The following is a 16,576-nucleotide window of genomic DNA, read 5'->3' as shown; positions in this document are numbered from 1 at the left end:
CCAAGGGTGGATCAGTGGCTGCAACCGCGTTCGCGCGGTGCCCTGGCGGCGCCGCGGGCGAAGGCCCGAGGATGACCGCATGCGGGCCCGCAAGGCGTAGGACAACGGCGGCGATGCGCCTGGCGCGGCGCGGCAACGTGCGGTGCCTGGGCCATACTCGCCGAAACACATTTCCGGAAGGACGACGAATGGCATCGGATGGCGAAGACCGCCAGCGCTTGGGCTCGCGGGGCGGTGGCGACGTGGAAGACGCACACGTGCCCGGCGAGCGCCGCACGCGCGCGCTCGCCCGCAGGGGCATGTGGGGCATCCTGGCCTTCTGGCTCGCATTGATGGGCGTGCTTTACGTGGCCATGGACCACTACCTCAAGCCTCGCGGCGCCAGCGTGACGGCGGAGGGCGCCCTGGTGATCCCCCGGCACCGCGACGGGCACTTTCGCGTGGCCGGCACGGTGAACGGCCAGCCCGTGATGTTCATGGTGGACACCGGTGCCAGCCTGGTGGGCGTGACCGATGCAGTGGCCCGCAAGGCCAGCCTCACGGGCGGGGAAGTGACGCAGTTCCGCACCGCCAACGGCACGCGCCAGGGCCGCGTGGTGGTGGCCGATTCGGTCACCGTGCGCTCGCTGGCGGTGTCAGGCCTGCGAGTGGGCACGGGGTACACGGGCGACGACGACGAGGACGCGCTGCTGGGCCAGAACTTCCTGCAGCACTTCGACGTGGAGATCGGGCGCGACCGCATGGTGCTGCGGCCACGCAACTGAGGCCAGTTGAGCGCAGGCCCCGGGGCTGGTCGCTGCCCCGCCGCGGGTCAGCCCTTCTTTTGCACCGCCTGGATGATGCTGGAGAAATCCAGCGCCCCCTGGCCGGCCAGGCTGTGCGCCGCATACAGGCTGCGCGCCAGCCCGCCCAGCGGCGTGGCGGCCTTCACGGCCATGGCGTTCTCCTGCGCCAGGCCCAGGTCCTTGAGCATCAGGTCGGTGCCGAAGCCGCCCGCGTAGCCCTTGCTGGCGGGGGCGGTTTCCATCACCCCGGGGTAGGGGTTGTACTTTTCCAGGGCCCAGTTGCCCCCCGAGCTGCGGCGCATGATCTCGGACAGCACCTTCGGGTCCAGCCCGTTGGCCACGCCCAGGGCGATGGCCTCGCTGGTGCCCGCCATCAGGATGCCCAGCAGCATGTTGTTGCAGATCTTGGCCGTCTGACCCGCGCCCACGGCACCGGCATGGAACAGGTTGGCGCCCATCTTTTCCAGGATGGGGCGGGCGCGCTCCAGGTCGGCGGCATCGCCCCCCACCATGAAGGTCAGCGTGCCGGCCACGGCGCCGCCGGTGCCGCCCGAGACGGGCGCGTCGATGAACGCCAGTCCGCGCGCCTGGGCGGCCTCGGCCACCTTGCGCGAGGTGGCGGCGGCGATGGTGGAGCAGTCGATCACCAGCGTGCCGGCGGCCAGCAGCGGCAGCAGGCCGGGCTGCTGCCCGTTGCCCAGGTACAGCGATTCCACGTGCTGGCTGGCGGGCAGCATGCTGATGAGCACCTCGGCGCCCTGCACGGCGGCCGCCGCATCGGCCGCAATGGCCACGCCGCCTTCGGCCAGCTTGTCGCGCGCGGGCGGGGACAGGTCGAAGGCGCGGACCTCATGCCCCGCCTTGTGCAGGTTCAGCGCCATGGGGCCGCCCATGTTGCCCAGGCCGATGAATGCGATCTTCATGGAAGTGTCTCCTTTGGTTTTGAATGAAACAGGCCTCTAGCGCAATAAGTACTAAGGCATGTTGCTATGAAATTGGTAGTGAATGCGGTCAGCGGATGGCGTCGGGCGCGTCGCCCTCCAGCATGCGGCGCGCGATGATGACCCGCATGATCTCGTTCGTGCCCTCCAGGATCTGGTGCACGCGCGCGTCGCGCATCAGGCGCTCCAGCGGGTACTCGCGGATGTAGCCGTAGCCGCCGTGCAGCTGCAGCGCCTCGTTGCACACGTTGAAGCCCGCATCGGTGGCGAAGCGCTTGGCCATGGCGCAATAGGTGCTGGCATCGCGCGCGCCCGCATCGAGCTTGGAGGCCGCCAGCCGCACCATCTGGCGCGCGGCCACCAGTTCGGTTGCCATGTCGGCCAGCTTGAACTGCAGCGCCTGAAAGCTCGCGATGGGCTTGCCGAACTGCTTGCGGTCTTGCATGTACTGCTGCGCCTGGGCCAGCGCGCCCTGCGCCGCACCCACCGAGCAGGTGGCGATGTTGATGCGCCCGCCGTCCAGGCCCTTCATGGCGATCTTGAAGCCCTCGCCCTCGCGCCCCAGCAGGTGGTCGGCCGGAATGCGCACGTTGTCGAAGCTGATGGTGCGGGTGGGCTGGCTGTTCCAGCCCATCTTCTCTTCCTTCTTGCCGTACTGGATGCCCGGCGCATCGGCCGGCACCGCGAAGGCGCTGATGCCCGCCGCGCCCGATGCGGCGTCGCCGGTGCGGGTCATCAGCACCAGCATGTCGGTGCTGCCCGCGCCGCTGATGAACGCCTTGGCGCCGTTGATGACGTATTCGGCGCCTGCCAACTCCGCCCGGGTCTTGAGCGAGGCCGCGTCCGAGCCCGCGCCGGGCTCGGTCAGGCAGTACGAGGCGAGCTTCTCGCCGCTGGCCAGCAGGGGACCCCAGCGGTCGCGCACGGCGTCGGTCGCCCAGGTGCCGAGCATCCAGGTGGCCATGTTGTGGATGGTGATGAAGGCGGTGGTGGAGGGGTCCACCGCCGCCATTTCCTCGAACACCAGGGTGGCGTCGAGCCGGGGCAGGGCCAGGCCGCCCGCGTTTTCGGGGGCATACAGGCCGCAAAAGCCCAGGGCGCCGGCCGCGGCGATCGCCTCGCGCGGGAAGATGCCCTCGGCGTCCCAGCGGGCCGCGTGCGGCGCCAGTTCGGCGCGCGCGAAGTCGCGGGCCGTCTCGGCGAAGGCGCGCTGTTCTTCGGTCAGTTCAAAGTCCATGGGTCGGGTCTCGCTGGCGTTCGTTCGTTGTTCTGCTTTGTCTCGTTGCGGGCGGGGCGGGGTGGACGGTGGCGGATGCGTTACGGCTTGGCGGAGGGATGGTCCAGCGTCAGCCAGCGCATCAAGCCCTGGCGGCGCGCCTCGGTCTCGGCGGTCAGGCAGGCGTGGTACAGGCGCGGCCACTCGGGCAGGCCCTCGGTGGACTGGGTGCCCTGCTTGCACAGCATGGTGCGCTGGCGCTGCCAGGCGGTCTGCTCCTGCCGCAGCTGCGGCCGCTCGTGGGCCGACAGCGCGCGCATCACGTCGCTGTAGAGAATCGCAATGGCCGTGTCCGCCTGCTGGTAGGTTTGCACCGCGCAGGCATTGGTCTCAGCCACCGTGCCCTCGGGCCGGCAGGGTGCGCCCGCCTGGGCGTGGGCCCCCGCGCTGAACAGCAGGGCGCAGGCTGCGCCGCCACCCCAGGCGAGCGCCGCCCACCGTTTCGTCATGATCTTGAGAATGTGCATCCTTGGCGTTGTAGCACCGCGCGGCCCCGGCCGGCCGCTCCCGCGCCAGCGGGCTACTTCAGGCTGATGGTGGTGTTCACGCCGTGCGAGATGGTGCTGTCGTCGAACCAGCGCGCCGTGACCGTCTTGGTCTGCGTGTAGAACAGCACGACCTGCTTGCCATACGGCCCCAGGTCGCCCAGCTTGGAAGCGCGCGAGCCCGAGAACGAGAACAGCGGCACGGGCACGGGAATCGGCACGTTGATGCCCACCTGGCCCACGTCGATCTCTTCCTGGAACTTGCGCGCGGCCGCGCCCGACTGCGTGAAGATGGCCGTGCCGTTGCCGTTCGGGTTGTCGTTGATGAAGGCGATCGCTTCGTCGATGTCGGCCGCCGCGCCCAGGCACAGCACCGGGCCGAAGACCTCCTGGTCGTAGATGGACATGCCGGGCTTCACGCCGCTGAACACCGTGGGGCCGACGAAGTTGCCTTTTTCGTAGCCCGCCACCTGCGGCTTGCGGCCGTCCAGTTCCAGCGTGGCGCCGTCGGCGATGCCGCGCTCGATCAGGTGTTCCACCCGGTCCTTCGCTGCGCACGAGACCAACGGGCCCACGTCGGTGCCCTTGTCGGTGCCGCCGCTCACCTTGAGCGTCTTGGCCTTGGCGACGAGGTCGGGAATCCACTGCTGGGCCTCGCCCACCAGCACCACCACCGACAGCGCCATGCAGCGCTGGCCCGCGGCGCCGAAGGCGGCGCCCGCCAGGGCGTTGAGCGTCTGCTCCTTGTTGGCGTCTGGCATGACGATGGCGTGGTTCTTCGCGCCCATCATGCATTGCACGCGCTTGCCGTTCAGGCTGGCGCGGTTGTACACGTGGGTGCCCACCTTGGTGCTGCCCACGAAGCTGATCGCCTTGATGTCCGGGTGGTCGCAGATGGCGTTCACCGCGTCCTCGCCGCCGTGCACCACGTTCAGCACGCCCGGGGGCACGCCGGCCTCCAGCGCCAGCTCGCACAGGCGCATGGTCACCATGGGGTCCTGCTCGGAGGGCTTGAGCACGAAGGTGTTGCCCGTGGCGATGGCCATGGGGAACATCCACAGCGGGATCATGGCGGGGAAGTTGAACGGGGTGATGCCCGCGCACACGCCCAGCGGCTGCATCAGCGTGTAAGTGTCCACGCCGCCGGCCACGTTGTTGGCCAACTCGCCCAGCTGCAGGTTGCCGATGGCGCTCGCGTGCTCCACCACCTCCAGGCCGCGGAACACATCGCCCTCGGCATCGGGCAGCGTCTTGCCTTGCTCGGCCGTCAGGATCGCGGCCAGTTCGGCCATGTTCTCGCGGATCAGCTGCTGGTATTTGAGGAAGATGCGCGCCCGGGCACCGATGGCCGTTTTCTTCCAGGTCTTGAAGGCTTCCTTGCCCGAGGCGACGGCGGCGTTGATCTCCTCTGGCGTGGCAAAGGGCACGCGCGCCAGCACTTCCTGCGTGGCGGGGTTCACTACGTTGCGCCACTGGGTGGTTTGGGACTCGACGAACTGGCCGCCGATCAGCAGTTTGACGGTGGGGGCCAGTGCGGCCTGTGGGGCCTTTTGAGCGGTGATGGATGCGTCCATGGTGTCTTGTCTCCTGTGTGTATCTGTCATGCGGGGCCGGGACAATGGCCCGAGCGGGCGGCCGGGCGGGGCGCCCGGGCCGCAACCGCGGGCAAATCCCGGTGGCCTGCGCATCCTAGCTGTGCGAAATTGCCAGCACAAGGCGCATGCGTGCACCTTGGGTTTGCAAATTTGCACAGGCTGCTGCTGGCCGGCCAGCACGCGTACAACGAAGAACACATGGATGAGAGGGCCTCACACGAATGGAATGGGACAACCTGCGCTACTTTCTGGAGCTGGCGCGCTCCGGCACACTGGCCGGCGCGGCACGCCGCACGGGCGTGGAGCACACCACGGTGGCCCGCCGCATCCAGTCGCTGGAAAAGCAGATGGGCGCACCGCTGTTCGCTCGGGAGGCCGGCGGGCACCGCCTGACGGAGGCGGGCCGGCAACTGCTGCCCGCCGTCGAGGCCATGGAAACCGCCGTGCTCGGTCTGGAGCGCGCGGCCCCGGCCAATGCGGCGGCGGGCCTGTCCGGGGTGGTGCGCGTGGGCGCGACGGAAGGCTTCGGCACGCTCATCCTCGCGCCGCACTTGGCACGGCTCACGCAGAAGAACCCCGGCCTCACCATCGACCTGCTGGCTTTGCCGCGCATGCTGCACCTGTCCCGGCGCGAGGCGGACATCGTCATCTCGCTGGAGCGCCCCGCGCGGGGATCGGTCATCGTCGCCAAGCTGGCGGACTACACGTTGCACCTGTACGGCCAGCGCGAGTACCTGGCCCGTCGCCCGCTGGTCTCGACCCGGGACGATCTGCGCCACCATGCCTTCGTGAGCTATGTGGACGATTTGCTCTTCACCAAGGAACTGCAGTTTCTGGACGCATTGCACCGTCCCGCGCGGTTCGCGTTTCGAAGCACCAGCATCACGGCGCAGTACGAAGCGGTGCGCGCCGGCGCGGGGTTGGCCGTGCTCCCGGCCTTTCTGGCCGACCGCGATCCGGTGCTGGCCCGGGTGCTGCCCGAAGAAGCCCGGTTCACGCGGACCTTCTGGATGAGCATGCCCGCCGAGGCCAAGCACCAGGCGCGCATCCAGGCGGTCTGGACCTGGCTGAAGGAGGTGTCTTCCGACAAGACGCTCAAAATCATTCACGCGCCGGATGCGTCGGAATAATACGAAAGTAACTGAATGTATGATCTCGCCGCCTCGGAGCCACGGGAGTGGTTTGATTTTTTTGCATGCCCGAGGACATGCCATGCGAATATCCCTGATGAGAGACCCATGAAGAAGATTGCTTTGATTGTTTTGATGTCCGCGCTGTTCACCGGATGCGCTTCCGTGAAGATGGAAAGCAAGGAGGCTTCGGCGAAAGCCAAGGAATTTGTGCAGCCCAGCGAAGGCCATTCGGGGCTTTATGTCTATCGCGACAGTTTCGTGGGCAAGGCGATCAAGAGAAATATCTGGGTGGACGGAAAATGCCTGGGGTAATCGGGCCCTGATGTGTTCTTTCACACAGAAGTCACCGGTGGGCAGGAGCACGTAATTGCCACCGATTCCGAGTTCTCGCCCAACGAGCTGAAAGTGATGTTCGAGAAAGGCAAAAACTACTTCGTCCGGCAGTACATGAAGATCGGCGCGTTCATCGGCGGCTCCGACGTCGAACTGATCCCTGAGGCAGAAGGCAAGGCCGCCGTGGCGAAGCTCGAAATGGCGACTGCAGGCACCTGCAGCAGATAACGCCAGCGGATCGACCGCTTCGGTGGCGGTCGGTCCGGTCTTTCATGGCCATGCTGATTTCGAATTCCAGGGCGTCTGCTGCACCCAGCGGCGCGCCCACGGTCGGCGCAGCCGTTTTTATCCATCGGGATGGCTGAGCAGATTTCGTCGCGTCTATCGTGGATGTTGACGGCGCGACGATTCAACCGCATTCGCCTTGGAAGAGTCGGCCCTCCCAATAATCGATCCGGTCTGTTTCGATAATCGATTTTTGAAAAAAGCCGGATTTGAATCGGAACGCTCATTCCGAGCTGTCGAACGATCCGCGCTCTTGATACACCACGACATGGCGGGTACCCGTTGCGGAGCCGCAGCCCGGCTTATCGTGTGGCCGAACAGGTGGGCGGCCGGCCCGACCCGCCAACCTTTGGATGCAGCGCTGCACCCATTTGGGGCGTGGCTGGTTTATCCTCCCGCCCTTCCATCGGTCAGGGAGGGAATACCCTGGGCCGGGCCCGTCAGGCGCACTGCGCCTTGCGTCTTGGGAGAGAAGCCCGGAATCGCGATCCATCCAAGCACGGCAGTGGCTGCCCTGAATGCCTTTCGCGCCGAGGAAACAACATCAATCAGGAGGTTTTCCATGGCAACCCAGGTTTCGCCCGACATTCCGGGCCGGCACGACAGCGACCATCTGCAGCGCAGCCTGTCCAACCGGCACATCCAGCTCATTGCCATCGGCGGGGCCATCGGCACCGGCCTCTTCATGGGCTCTGGCAAGACGATCAGCCTGGCAGGGCCGTCGATCGTGTTCGTCTACATGATGATCGGCTTCATTCTGTTTTTCGTGATGCGTGCCATGGGCGAGCTGCTGCTGTCCAACCTGCAGTACAAATCCTTCATCGATTTCGCGGCCGATCTGCTCGGCCCCTGGGCCGGGTTCTTCACCGGCTGGTCTTACTGGTTCTGCTGGATCATCACGGGCATCGCCGACGTGATCGCCATCTCGGCCTACTCGCAGTTCTGGTTTCCCCACCTGCCGCAGTGGGCGCCGGCACTGGCCTGCGTGGGGCTGCTGCTGTCGCTCAATCTGCTCACGGTGAAGCTCTTCGGCGAGATCGAATTCTGGTTCGCCATGATCAAGATCGTGGCCATCATGGCGCTGGTGGCGACGGGGTTTTATATGGTCTACGCCCATTTCGTCTCGCCCTCGGGCCGCGCGGCGAGCGTGGCCAACCTGTGGAACGACGGCGGCATGTTCCCGCATGGTTGGATGGGGTTCTTTGCGGGCTTCCAGATCGCGGTGTTCGCCTTCGCAGGCATCGAGCTGGTGGGCACGACCGCCGCGGAGGCCAAGGACCCGGAGCGCACGCTCCCGCGCGCGATCAACTCCATCCCGCTGCGCATCATCGTGTTCTATGTGTTCTCGCTGGTGGCCATCATGGCGGTCACCCCGTGGCGCGAGGTGGTTCCCGGCAAGAGCCCGTTCGTCGAGCTGTTCGTGCTGGCCGGGCTGCCCGCGGCGGCCAGCGTGATCAATTTCGTGGTGCTGACCTCGGCGGCCTCGTCGGCCAACAGCGGGGTGTTTTCCACCAGCCGCATGCTGTTCGGCCTGGCCGAGAAAGGCGTGGCGCCAGGGCGCTTCGCGAAGCTGTCGCGCCGCGGCGTGCCTTCGAGCGGACTGCTGTTTTCGTGCACCTGCCTGCTGGCCGGCGCTTTTCTCATGTGGGTGATTCCGGACCTGGTGGAGGCCTTCACGCTGGTGACCACCGTCTCGGCCATCCTCTACATGTTCGTCTGGTCGATGATCCTGCTGTCCTATATCGCCTACCGCCGCCAGCGGCCGAAGCTGCATGCGGCCTCGCTGTACAAGATGCCGGGCGGTGCCTGGATGTGCGGCGTGTGCCTGGCATTCTTCGCCGGCATCGTGGTGCTGCTGTCGTTCGAGGCTGATACGCGCCAGGCCTTGCTGGCCACGCCCGCCTGGTTCGTGCTCTTGGCGCTGGCGTATCAGTTCGTGCGGCGCCGGCCGCCGGGCGCGCAAGCTTCGCTGCCGGGCAACGCTCCGACCGGAGCACTGGGAGCCCGCGTGGCACCCGAGCGGGGTTGATTTTCGATCGTTCAGGCTCCGTCACGCCCCGCTTCTGGGCTGGGCCACCCATGGGCCCAGGTGGGGCCCGGTCCTGAACAGTCCATGGGAAGTTAATGGCCTGGAGATCGGGGCTTTTTCACCGCATTGGAATTTTCGCCAGGGCCTACCCTGCATGGGCCGGGCGAAGGGCGTTTTCTTGTGTGGACTGCTTCGCCACCGACAGGAGTACTTTGGCGATGACACCCCTTATTTCCGGCCTTGCATCGGTCGCATCCCTGCTGTTCAACGCGTCGTCCTCCGGGGCGGCGAAACCCTCGGCTTCCGCGCGGGACAGCGGCGCTTCGCCCGCCGAGCCCTCCACGCAGATCACCTTGAGCAAAGAAGCCGAGGCGCTTTCCGGCGTCGCGGGCCAGAGCGCGGCCGCATCCGCCCGGGGCGTGGCAGCGCGGTCTTCCCTCGCGTCGTCGCAGGGCGGGTCGGTCTCCACGGAGAATTTTGGAGAGCTGCTCACCCAGTTCGGCGCGACCCAGGCGCAGAAAGAGCAGCTGACGGCCGGGTTCGATGCCAACCACGACGGCAAGATCTCCCAGGAAGAATTCATGAAGGGCCTCGGAGACACCTCCGGCTCCAAGACCGCCAACAGCGAACTGTCGCAGGCCATCCTGAAGCTGATGGATCAGGGGGGCAATGCCAACGGGGTGGTGGACGGCAAGGAGTTCGCCCAATTCTCGATGGCATTCATCGCAGCGGAGAAGCGGCCTGCGTGATCAATCGTCTTGGTGGTGGAATGGCGGGCTGCTGCGCTCGCTGGAGCCACTGAGGAGCGGACGAAAAAAAGCGGCCTTGGTAGGCCGCCTTTTTAAAAATAGGCGCCGCGGTAGCACGGCGTCGATGGGGCTTATATCCGGCCCATCAGCAGCAGGACCAGCAGGATCACCACCACCAATCCGATACCGCCGCTGGGACCGTATCCCCACGAGCGGCTGTGGCCCCAGGTAGGCAGGGCGCCGACCAGGATCAAGATCAGCACGATAAGCAGAATCAGCGAGAGCGACATGTTGTTTCCTTCTGTGTGGTGGATGCAATGGGTGCATTGTTGAAGTCAGACCTCTTCTGGTTCGCAGGCGGCGGGCCTGCGGCGGCGTCAGGGAATTCCGACGCACTGCGTGGGAGGCGGTTTTTGCTTCGCATGGACAGGGACCGGCTTCGCGCCAGGGCCCGGTTGAAAGGGGGCGGGTCGTCACACTGTCACGAACACCGCAATTCCCCAAGGTCCTCCATGAGCTTGCAAAGCCCCCCGACCGGCATTTCCACTCCCAGCATTTCACTGAAGCGCAGTCGTGAATCGGTGGATTCGACCCCAGCGCAGGCGCCTGCTGCCAAGCGGTCCCGCTCCGAGACCTTCAATGGCCCCGCGGGTTTGAAAGCGCGGGGTGGGGACAGCGGCCCGGTCGGCATGGCACCGCGCAAGGCCTTGCCAGCGCCCGCGGCGCGCCACCATGGCCCTGCCGCGAAGGCGTCGGGGCTGCCGCATCCGTCGGGCATGTTCTCCCATCGCGGCGGGCCGGGCCTGCTTTCCTCCGGCGCACTGCCCGGGCCCGCAGGGCATTCGCATGGCGCATCGCAGGCGTCTGCACACCCGGCATCGGCAGAGCCCCTGGCACTGATGGATGTGCCGGACCGGGCGTACCGGGACGAGTTGCCCTCGGCGGCGGATGCTTCGTCGGATCTGCCTTACGGCCAGCAACTGGCCCTGACGAATTTCTCGCATTGGGAAAGCCCCGCCGAGCCGCCTGCATCCCAGGCCGACGCGCCCCCGCCGAAGCCGCCTGCTGGCGAGTCCCTGGCGCTGGCTGACGTTCCGCACCAAGAGGAGCCAGCACAGGCCGGGGAGGAAGCGGCGGCGGCGCCGGACAAACCGCAGGGGCACGAATTGGCGCTGACCCAGGCCCCGCACGAGGATGGGCCGGCCGAGCCACCGGAAGCAAAAACCGACGTGCCTGAAAAGAAGGCGTCTTCTGGCGAAACGCCGCCGCAGGTGCATGTCTCGCACCAGCAAAGGCCCGCCGTGCCGTCCGAGGCGAAAGCCGAGGTGCCGGCGCAAAGCGCCACCTTCGATCCACCGCTGGCACTGACCGACGCACCCGGCCAGGAATCGGTGGCGCAGCAAAAACCAACCGCCGCGCAAGACGAATTGCCTGCGAGGGCCAAGGCCGATGCGCACCAGCCCGCCGTTCCGAACCCGCCGCATTCCGAACCTGACGCGGCCTCCAACGAAGCGCCATCGGCCCCACCCACGCCGACGCCGCCCAAGACTGCAGGCGCGCAGCACGATTCCGTGCCCGGCGATCCGACTCCGCCAGAAGACCTTCCGGTCAAAGCGTCGGCCGACCCGGGCGCGTCCTTGGTCCATCAGCCCGCCGTGCCTGCGGCGCACGCGCACCCCGGCTCGGCGGCCCCCGGGGCGGCAGACACGGCTGAACCCGCGCTGCCCGAAGAAGACCTTCCCGAAGCCATCGACATCACAGAAACCATCGATGTCGAAGTGCAGACGCCCGAGCCGATTTCCGGCCCCGATGCCGCCACCCAGGCGCTCATCGACAAGCAGTTGCAGCAGCAGGCCAACGAGAACGCGCTGACCGAAGTGCGGGAAAGGATCGCCGAGAACCGCGCGCGCAACGAAGTGGCCAACGCCCTGGCGGAGGCGCGGGTAGAGATGTGGAAGAAGGCGGCCAAGGCGTTCAAGGACGGCGCGGGCTGAAGCACCGGGCGCGCGCTGGCCCGGCGCCTGAATCGGTCAGCGGACCATCGCCCCGTTCCGGACGCTCTGCCCACCTCGGGGATTGCGGCTCCACCCAGCACGCCATGGCCGGATGGAGCCCCTGGCCCTTTCAGGCCGCGACCGTGGCACCCTCGGCATGCTGCACCGAGGCGGATGCCGACGCCTTCCATTCGGCCCGCAGGGCCTGCGTGGCCAGCACCATGTTGCGCAGCGCGGCTTCGGTTTCGGGCCAGCCGCGGGTTTTCAGGCCGCAGTCGGGGTTGACCCAGAGGTTTTCCACCGGAACGACCTGCGCGGCCTTCTCCAAAAGCCGCCGCATTTCCTGCACGCCGGGCACGCGGGGCGAGTGGATGTCGTACACGCCGGGCCCAATCTCGTTGGGGTACTGAAACGCCCCGAACCCCCGCAGCAGCTCCATGTCGGAGCGGCTGGTCTCGATGGTGATCACGTCGGCATCCATGGCCGCGATCTCGGGCAGGATGTCGTTGAACTCGCTGTAGCACATGTGGGTGTGGATCTGCGTGGTCGAACGCACGCCCGAGGCGCTGAGGCGAAACGCCCGGGTCGCCCATTGCAGGTAGGTCTTCCAGTCCGCGCGGCGCAGCGGCAGGCCTTCGCGGATGGCGGGCTCGTCGATCTGGATGATGCCGATGCCGGCGCCCTCCAGATCGGTCACCTCGTCGCGGATCGCCCAGGCGATCTGCTCGGCCGTGCGGCTGCGCGGCTGGTCGTCGCGCACGAAGGACCACTGCAGGATGGTGATGGGCCCGGTCAGCATGCCCTTCATGGGGCGCGGGGTGAGGCTTTGCGCGAAGGCGGTCCAGTCCACCGTCATCGGCCGGGGGCGGGCGACGTCGCCGAAGAGGATGGGCGGCTTCACGCAGCGCGATCCGTAGCTTTGCACCCAGCCGTTGGCGGTGAAGGCGAATCCGTCGAGCTGTTCGCCGAAATATTCGACCATGTCGTTGCGCTCGGCCTCGCCATGCACCAGCACGTCCAGGCCCAGGGCCTCCTGCGTGCGCACGGCCCGTTCGATCTCGGCCTGCATGGCGGCGCGGTAGGTGTCCGGTGCTTGCTGGCCGCGCTTGAAGGCGGCGCGGGCGGCGCGGATCTCGGCGGTCTGCGGGAACGAGCCGATGGTCGTGGTGGGCAGCAGCGGCAGTTGCAGCCGCTGGCGCTGCGCGGCCTGCCGGACAGGGAAGGGCGCGGTGCGCTGGTCGGCACCGGCCGGGGCGCCGTCCAGGCGCCGGGCCACATCGGGGCGGTGCACGCGCTGGCTGGCGCGGCGGCTGTCGATGGCGGCGCGCGCGCTGGCCAGGGCCGCCGCATTGGGCTGTCCGTTGAGGGCGCTCTGCAGGGTCTGCAGCTCGCCGAGCTTTTCCAGGGCGAAGGCCAGCCAGGATTTCACCTCGGCATCGAGCCGGTCTTCCGACGCCAGACCGAAAGGCACGTGCAGCAGGGAGCACGAAGGCGCGATCCACAGCGGCCCCTGGTGCTTGGCGGCGATGGCGGCCAGGCGCTCCAGCGCGGCGTCCAGGTCGGCCCGCCAGATGTTGCGGCCGTCCACGATGCCGACAGACAGCAGCTTGTGGCTGGGCAGCCAGTCGGTCACGGCCACCAGGTCCTCCGGCGCCCGCACGGCGTCCACGTGCAGGCCGGCCACGGGCAGCTGGCACGCGAGCCGGGTGTTTTCCTGCAGGGGCGAGAAGTAGGTGGCCAGCAGCACCTGCGCGCCGGCGCGGTTGAGCTGCCAGTACGCCGGCTCGAAGGCGTGGCGCCAGGCATCGGGCAGGTCCAGGCCCAGGATGGGCTCGTCGATCTGCACCCAGGCCACGCCCTGGCGCTTGAGCCGCGCGAGGATCTGTTCGTACACGTCCAGCAGCGGCTGCAGCAGCGAGAAGCGGTCGAAGCCCTCGGCCTTTTCCTTGCCCAGGTACAGGAAGCTCAGGGGCCCGAGCAGCACCGCCTTGACGGGGTGGCCCAGGGCCTGTGCCTCGGCCACCTCGTCGAACAGGCGCTCGCTGGCCAACCGGAAGGTGGTGGCTGGCGTGAATTCCGGTACGAGGTAGTGGTAGTTGGTGTCGAACCATTTCGTCATCTCCAGCGCGAATTGGCTGGCGTGCGGCGTGGCGGGCGCGTGGCCGCAGGCGCCCTGGCCCGACTCGCCCTGGCAGGGGGCCGCGGTGGCGGTGGATTCGCCACGGGCCATCTTGAAGTAGCGGGCCAGCTCGGGCTGGCTGGGCAGGAAGCCGTAGCGCGCGGGCTCGGCGCCCAGCAGCTGGATGTGGTTGGCCACATGGTCGTAGTAGGCGAAGTCGCCCACGGTGACGAAGGCCAGGCCCGCGTCGCGCTGGGCCTGCCAGTGGCGGGCGCGCAGATCGGCGCCCACGGCCTCCAGCGCCTCGGACGTCAGGTCGCCGCGCCAGTGCTTTTCGAGGGCGACCTTGAGTTCCCGGTGCGCGCCCATGCGCGGAAAGCCGAGGGTGTGGGTGGAGATGGGTGATTGGGCCATGGTCGAAATTCCTTTGAATGGGTGGTGCGCTGAGGCAGGCCGCCATGGTCCGGTGATTGCATTTATTATTCAAACGAAAGTTTTGTGTCTTCATCTTGAGAATATCTAATGAACCAGTCAATTCTCGAAATCCGCCACCTGCGCACCCTGGCCGCCCTGCGCGACAGCGGCAGCCTGGTGCGCGCAGCGCAACTGCTCAATCTCACCCAGTCGGCCCTGTCGCACCAGATCAAGCTGCTGGAAGACCGCTACAACGCGCCCCTGTTCGAACGCAAGTCCGTTCCGCCCCAGTTCAGCGCCACCGGCACGCGGCTGCTGGCGCTGGCCGACGCCTTGCTGCCCCAGGTGGAGGCGGCCGAGCGCGACGTGGCGCGGCTGTCCATGGCGTCCGCCGGGCAACTGCGCATCGCCGTGGAATGCCACACCTGCTTCGACTGGCTGATGCCCGCGATGGACGCCTTCCGCAGCCGCTGGCCCGAGGTGGAGATGGACATCGTGAGCGGCTTTCACGCCGATCCGGTGGGCTTGCTGCACCAGGACCGGGCCGACCTGGCCATCGTGTCGGAGGTGGACGGCGACGAGGCGGGCGTGGATTACCACCCGCTGTTCGGATTCGAGATCCGCGCGCTCTTGGCCAACGGGCATCCGCTGGCTGAAAAGCCGTGGCTGGCCGCGCAGGACTTCGCCGACCAGACCCTCATCACCTACCCGGTGCCTGACGAGATGCTGGACATCGTGCGCCAGGTGCTGGAGCCCGCCGGCATCCGCCCGCCCCGGCGCACCACGGAACTCACCGTCGCCATGCTGCAGCTCGTGGCCAGCGGTCGCGGCGTGGCGGCCTTGCCGCTCTGGGCGGTGCAAAGCTATCTGGACCGCGGCTACGTCACCGCCCGGCCCGTGGGCGAGCAGGGCCTGATGGGCGAGCTGCACGCGGCCTGCCTGCCGCAGTTGTCGGGCCGGCACTACCTGCAGGACTTCGTTGGCGTGATCCGCGAGACGAGCTTCGTCGCGCTCAAGGCCGTCACGCTGCTGTAGTCGGCGGCGGTGCCGGTGCGTATTTGTCGCCGACCTGTTCGCGCAGGGGATGCGTGTCGTAGACGATCTGCATGGCCCGGATGCGTGGGCTGCCTGGGTCAAAGGTGAAGACATCGACGCAGGTGAAGGTCACCTCGCGGCCGTCGCTCAAAGTCCAGTCGTAGCGGAAGTAGGCCGCGATGCGCACGGCGCCGCTGTCCTGCGGTGCCACCGAGGCAAAGAGGTCCAGCACGGTGATCACGCTGCCATTCGAGGCCTGCGCGAGCCGGTGGAAAAATTCGCGGGCGCCCAGGGTGCCGAGAAAAGGCGAGTGCACGAGCCCGTCGTCTTCGAAGCAGGCGATCAGGCCGTCGGTATCGCTGGCGTGGATGTGGCCCAGGTAGGCCTTGACGGTGTCGAGCGGGTGCGTTGTCATGCGGTGTCCTTGTTGGGTCGCTGGGGAGATCGCCGTAGCTTGGCGGCGCGGGCGCTGCCCGGCAAGCCACAATCGGTGCCAATACATAAAGGGTGCTTATGTATCTGCGCCATCTGCAATACCTTCGGTCGGTCGTCGAGCACGGCTCTTTTGCCCGAGCCGCACAGGCCTGTGGCGTCTCCCAGCCTGCCATCAGCCAGGGAATGAAGGCGCTGCAGGCGCACTTTCCCGCCCCTTTGCTGGTCCGTGCGGGGCGCCGCTATGTGCCGACCGAGCTGGCGCGATCGGTGGCTGCGCAATCGTCGTCGCTGGGGCAGCGCATGGGGGCGCGGGGGTTGGAGCCGCTGCCTGCGCCCGACCGGAATGTGCTGCGTGTCGGGCTGACGCCATCCGCCGCCCTGGTCTGGGGCCCCGTGCTGTATGCGCGCTGGTGCCTTCCCCATCCCCGGCGCTGCCTCGACATGGCGACGGCGGACGAGGGCGCGCTGCTCGCCGGGCTGCTGCAGGGGCGGTTCGATGCGGTCATCGCGCCCAAGCCGCGCCAATTTGCACACCCGGACCTGGCCGAGCGCCTGCTTTACGAGTTGCAGCCGCAGGTCTATGCCCGCCGCGGCCATCCTCTGGCACGGGCCCGAACGTTGGCAGAGCTGCAGGGTGCCGCGTGGGCCTGCGTCGGGCCCAGCGTCAAAGGTCCCGTCGATGTGCTCACCGAGGCGCACCGCGTGCGCCGCATGCCTACGCCCAAGATCGCGGTGCGCTGTCCTGATTTCGCCAGCATGCTCCATCTGGTGGGGCAATCCGATCTGTTGGCCGTCGTGCCCCATCCGGCACTGCTCGGCGCCGCAACGCCGGTGGTCAAGGCGCTTCAACTCACCGAGGCCTTGCCGCTGTATGGCATGTGGCTGTTCGAACTGCGTTCCCGGCCATCGCGCATCGATCCGCAGTGGGCCGTACCCGATCCCTCCTTGCCGCAGTCTTGGGCTTGAAT

At 67.5% G+C, this 16,576-nt stretch carries 16 protein-coding genes; 9 read left to right on the top strand and 7 right to left on the bottom strand.

What is annotated here, in order from left to right:
* Positions 1 to 188: 188 nt before the first annotated feature.
* Positions 189 to 764: a retropepsin-like aspartic protease family protein gene (locus AVAK2825_RS14325; RefSeq protein WP_284399871.1), complete on the top strand. Its 576-nt coding sequence runs from the start codon at positions 189 to 191 to the stop codon at positions 762 to 764.
* A gap of 47 nt (positions 765 to 811) precedes the next feature.
* On the opposite strand, the gene mmsB is transcribed toward AVAK2825_RS14325, so the two are convergent.
* The 4 genes from mmsB to AVAK2825_RS14305 form a co-directional block, all read right to left on the bottom strand.
* Positions 812 to 1,708: a 3-hydroxyisobutyrate dehydrogenase gene (mmsB, locus tag AVAK2825_RS14320; RefSeq protein WP_284399868.1), complete on the bottom strand. Its 897-nt coding sequence runs from the start codon at positions 1,706 to 1,708 to the stop codon at positions 812 to 814.
* An 88-nt stretch (positions 1,709 to 1,796) separates the two neighbouring features.
* On the bottom strand, positions 1,797 to 2,963 hold the full coding sequence (locus tag AVAK2825_RS14315) for an acyl-CoA dehydrogenase family protein (protein WP_284399866.1): 1,167 nt from the start codon (positions 2,961 to 2,963) through the stop codon (positions 1,797 to 1,799).
* Between the two features lie 80 nt (positions 2,964 to 3,043).
* A complete protein-coding gene (locus AVAK2825_RS14310; RefSeq protein ID WP_284399863.1) occupies positions 3,044 to 3,469 on the bottom strand; it encodes a lysozyme inhibitor LprI family protein in 426 nt (141 codons plus the stop codon).
* A gap of 53 nt (positions 3,470 to 3,522) precedes the next feature.
* Positions 3,523 to 5,061, bottom strand: coding sequence for a CoA-acylating methylmalonate-semialdehyde dehydrogenase (locus tag AVAK2825_RS14305; RefSeq protein ID WP_284399861.1), 1,539 nt, complete (start codon positions 5,059 to 5,061; stop codon positions 3,523 to 3,525).
* 242 nt (positions 5,062 to 5,303) lie between these two features.
* Between AVAK2825_RS14305 and AVAK2825_RS14300 the strand changes: the two genes are divergently transcribed.
* The 5 genes from AVAK2825_RS14300 (at position 5,304) to AVAK2825_RS14280 (ending at position 9,611) form a co-directional block, all read left to right on the top strand.
* Positions 5,304 to 6,212, top strand: coding sequence for a LysR family transcriptional regulator (locus AVAK2825_RS14300; protein WP_284399857.1), 909 nt, complete (start codon positions 5,304 to 5,306; stop codon positions 6,210 to 6,212).
* 108 nt (positions 6,213 to 6,320) lie between these two features.
* Positions 6,321 to 6,527: a hypothetical protein gene (locus AVAK2825_RS14295; protein WP_284399852.1), complete on the top strand. Its 207-nt coding sequence runs from the start codon at positions 6,321 to 6,323 to the stop codon at positions 6,525 to 6,527.
* 12 nt (positions 6,528 to 6,539) lie between these two features.
* Positions 6,540 to 6,776: a hypothetical protein gene (locus AVAK2825_RS14290; protein ID WP_284399850.1), complete on the top strand. Its 237-nt coding sequence runs from the start codon at positions 6,540 to 6,542 to the stop codon at positions 6,774 to 6,776.
* 619 nt (positions 6,777 to 7,395) lie between these two features.
* On the top strand, positions 7,396 to 8,862 hold the full coding sequence (gene cycA, locus AVAK2825_RS14285; RefSeq protein WP_284399847.1) for a D-serine/D-alanine/glycine transporter: 1,467 nt from the start codon (positions 7,396 to 7,398) through the stop codon (positions 8,860 to 8,862).
* Between the two features lie 218 nt (positions 8,863 to 9,080).
* A complete protein-coding gene (locus AVAK2825_RS14280; RefSeq protein WP_284400106.1) occupies positions 9,081 to 9,611 on the top strand; it encodes an EF-hand domain-containing protein in 531 nt (176 codons plus the stop codon).
* Positions 9,612 to 9,742: 131 nt separating this feature from the next.
* On the opposite strand, the gene AVAK2825_RS14275 is transcribed toward AVAK2825_RS14280, so the two are convergent.
* Positions 9,743 to 9,901, bottom strand: coding sequence for a DUF3309 family protein (locus tag AVAK2825_RS14275; RefSeq protein WP_284399845.1), 159 nt, complete (start codon positions 9,899 to 9,901; stop codon positions 9,743 to 9,745).
* A 222-nt stretch (positions 9,902 to 10,123) separates the two neighbouring features.
* Here AVAK2825_RS14275 and AVAK2825_RS14270 point away from each other — a divergent pair, with 222 nt between their 5' ends.
* Positions 10,124 to 11,605, top strand: coding sequence for a hypothetical protein (locus AVAK2825_RS14270; protein WP_284399843.1), 1,482 nt, complete (start codon positions 10,124 to 10,126; stop codon positions 11,603 to 11,605).
* A 130-nt stretch (positions 11,606 to 11,735) separates the two neighbouring features.
* Here the strand turns inward: AVAK2825_RS14270 and metE are convergent, their stop codons facing one another.
* Positions 11,736 to 14,138, bottom strand: a complete 2,403-nt coding sequence (gene metE, locus AVAK2825_RS14265; protein WP_284399840.1) for a 5-methyltetrahydropteroyltriglutamate--homocysteine S-methyltransferase — start codon at positions 14,136 to 14,138, stop codon at positions 11,736 to 11,738.
* Positions 14,139 to 14,246: 108 nt separating this feature from the next.
* On the opposite strand from metE, the gene AVAK2825_RS14260 reads away from it, so the two are divergent.
* Positions 14,247 to 15,173: a LysR family transcriptional regulator gene (locus AVAK2825_RS14260; RefSeq protein WP_284399837.1), complete on the top strand. Its 927-nt coding sequence runs from the start codon at positions 14,247 to 14,249 to the stop codon at positions 15,171 to 15,173.
* Here the strand turns inward: AVAK2825_RS14260 and AVAK2825_RS14255 are convergent.
* Positions 15,160 to 15,588 carry a nuclear transport factor 2 family protein gene (locus AVAK2825_RS14255; RefSeq protein ID WP_284399835.1) on the bottom strand — a complete coding sequence of 143 codons (429 nt, stop codon included), beginning with the start codon at positions 15,586 to 15,588 and terminating at the stop codon, positions 15,160 to 15,162. The genes AVAK2825_RS14260 and AVAK2825_RS14255 overlap by 14 nt on opposite strands.
* Before the next feature lie 98 nt (positions 15,589 to 15,686).
* Here AVAK2825_RS14255 and AVAK2825_RS14250 point away from each other — a divergent pair, with 98 nt between their 5' ends.
* Positions 15,687 to 16,574, top strand: a complete 888-nt coding sequence (locus tag AVAK2825_RS14250) for a LysR family transcriptional regulator (RefSeq protein WP_284399832.1) — start codon at positions 15,687 to 15,689, stop codon at positions 16,572 to 16,574.
* The last annotated feature ends 2 nt before the right edge of the window (positions 16,575 to 16,576 follow it).

The organism is Acidovorax sp. SUPP2825, assembly GCF_030158995.1.
Taxonomy (GTDB): domain Bacteria; phylum Pseudomonadota; class Gammaproteobacteria; order Burkholderiales; family Burkholderiaceae_C; genus Paracidovorax.
Note: the sequence above shows the minus strand (reverse complement) of the source record. Positions and strands in the feature narration are given on the sequence as shown.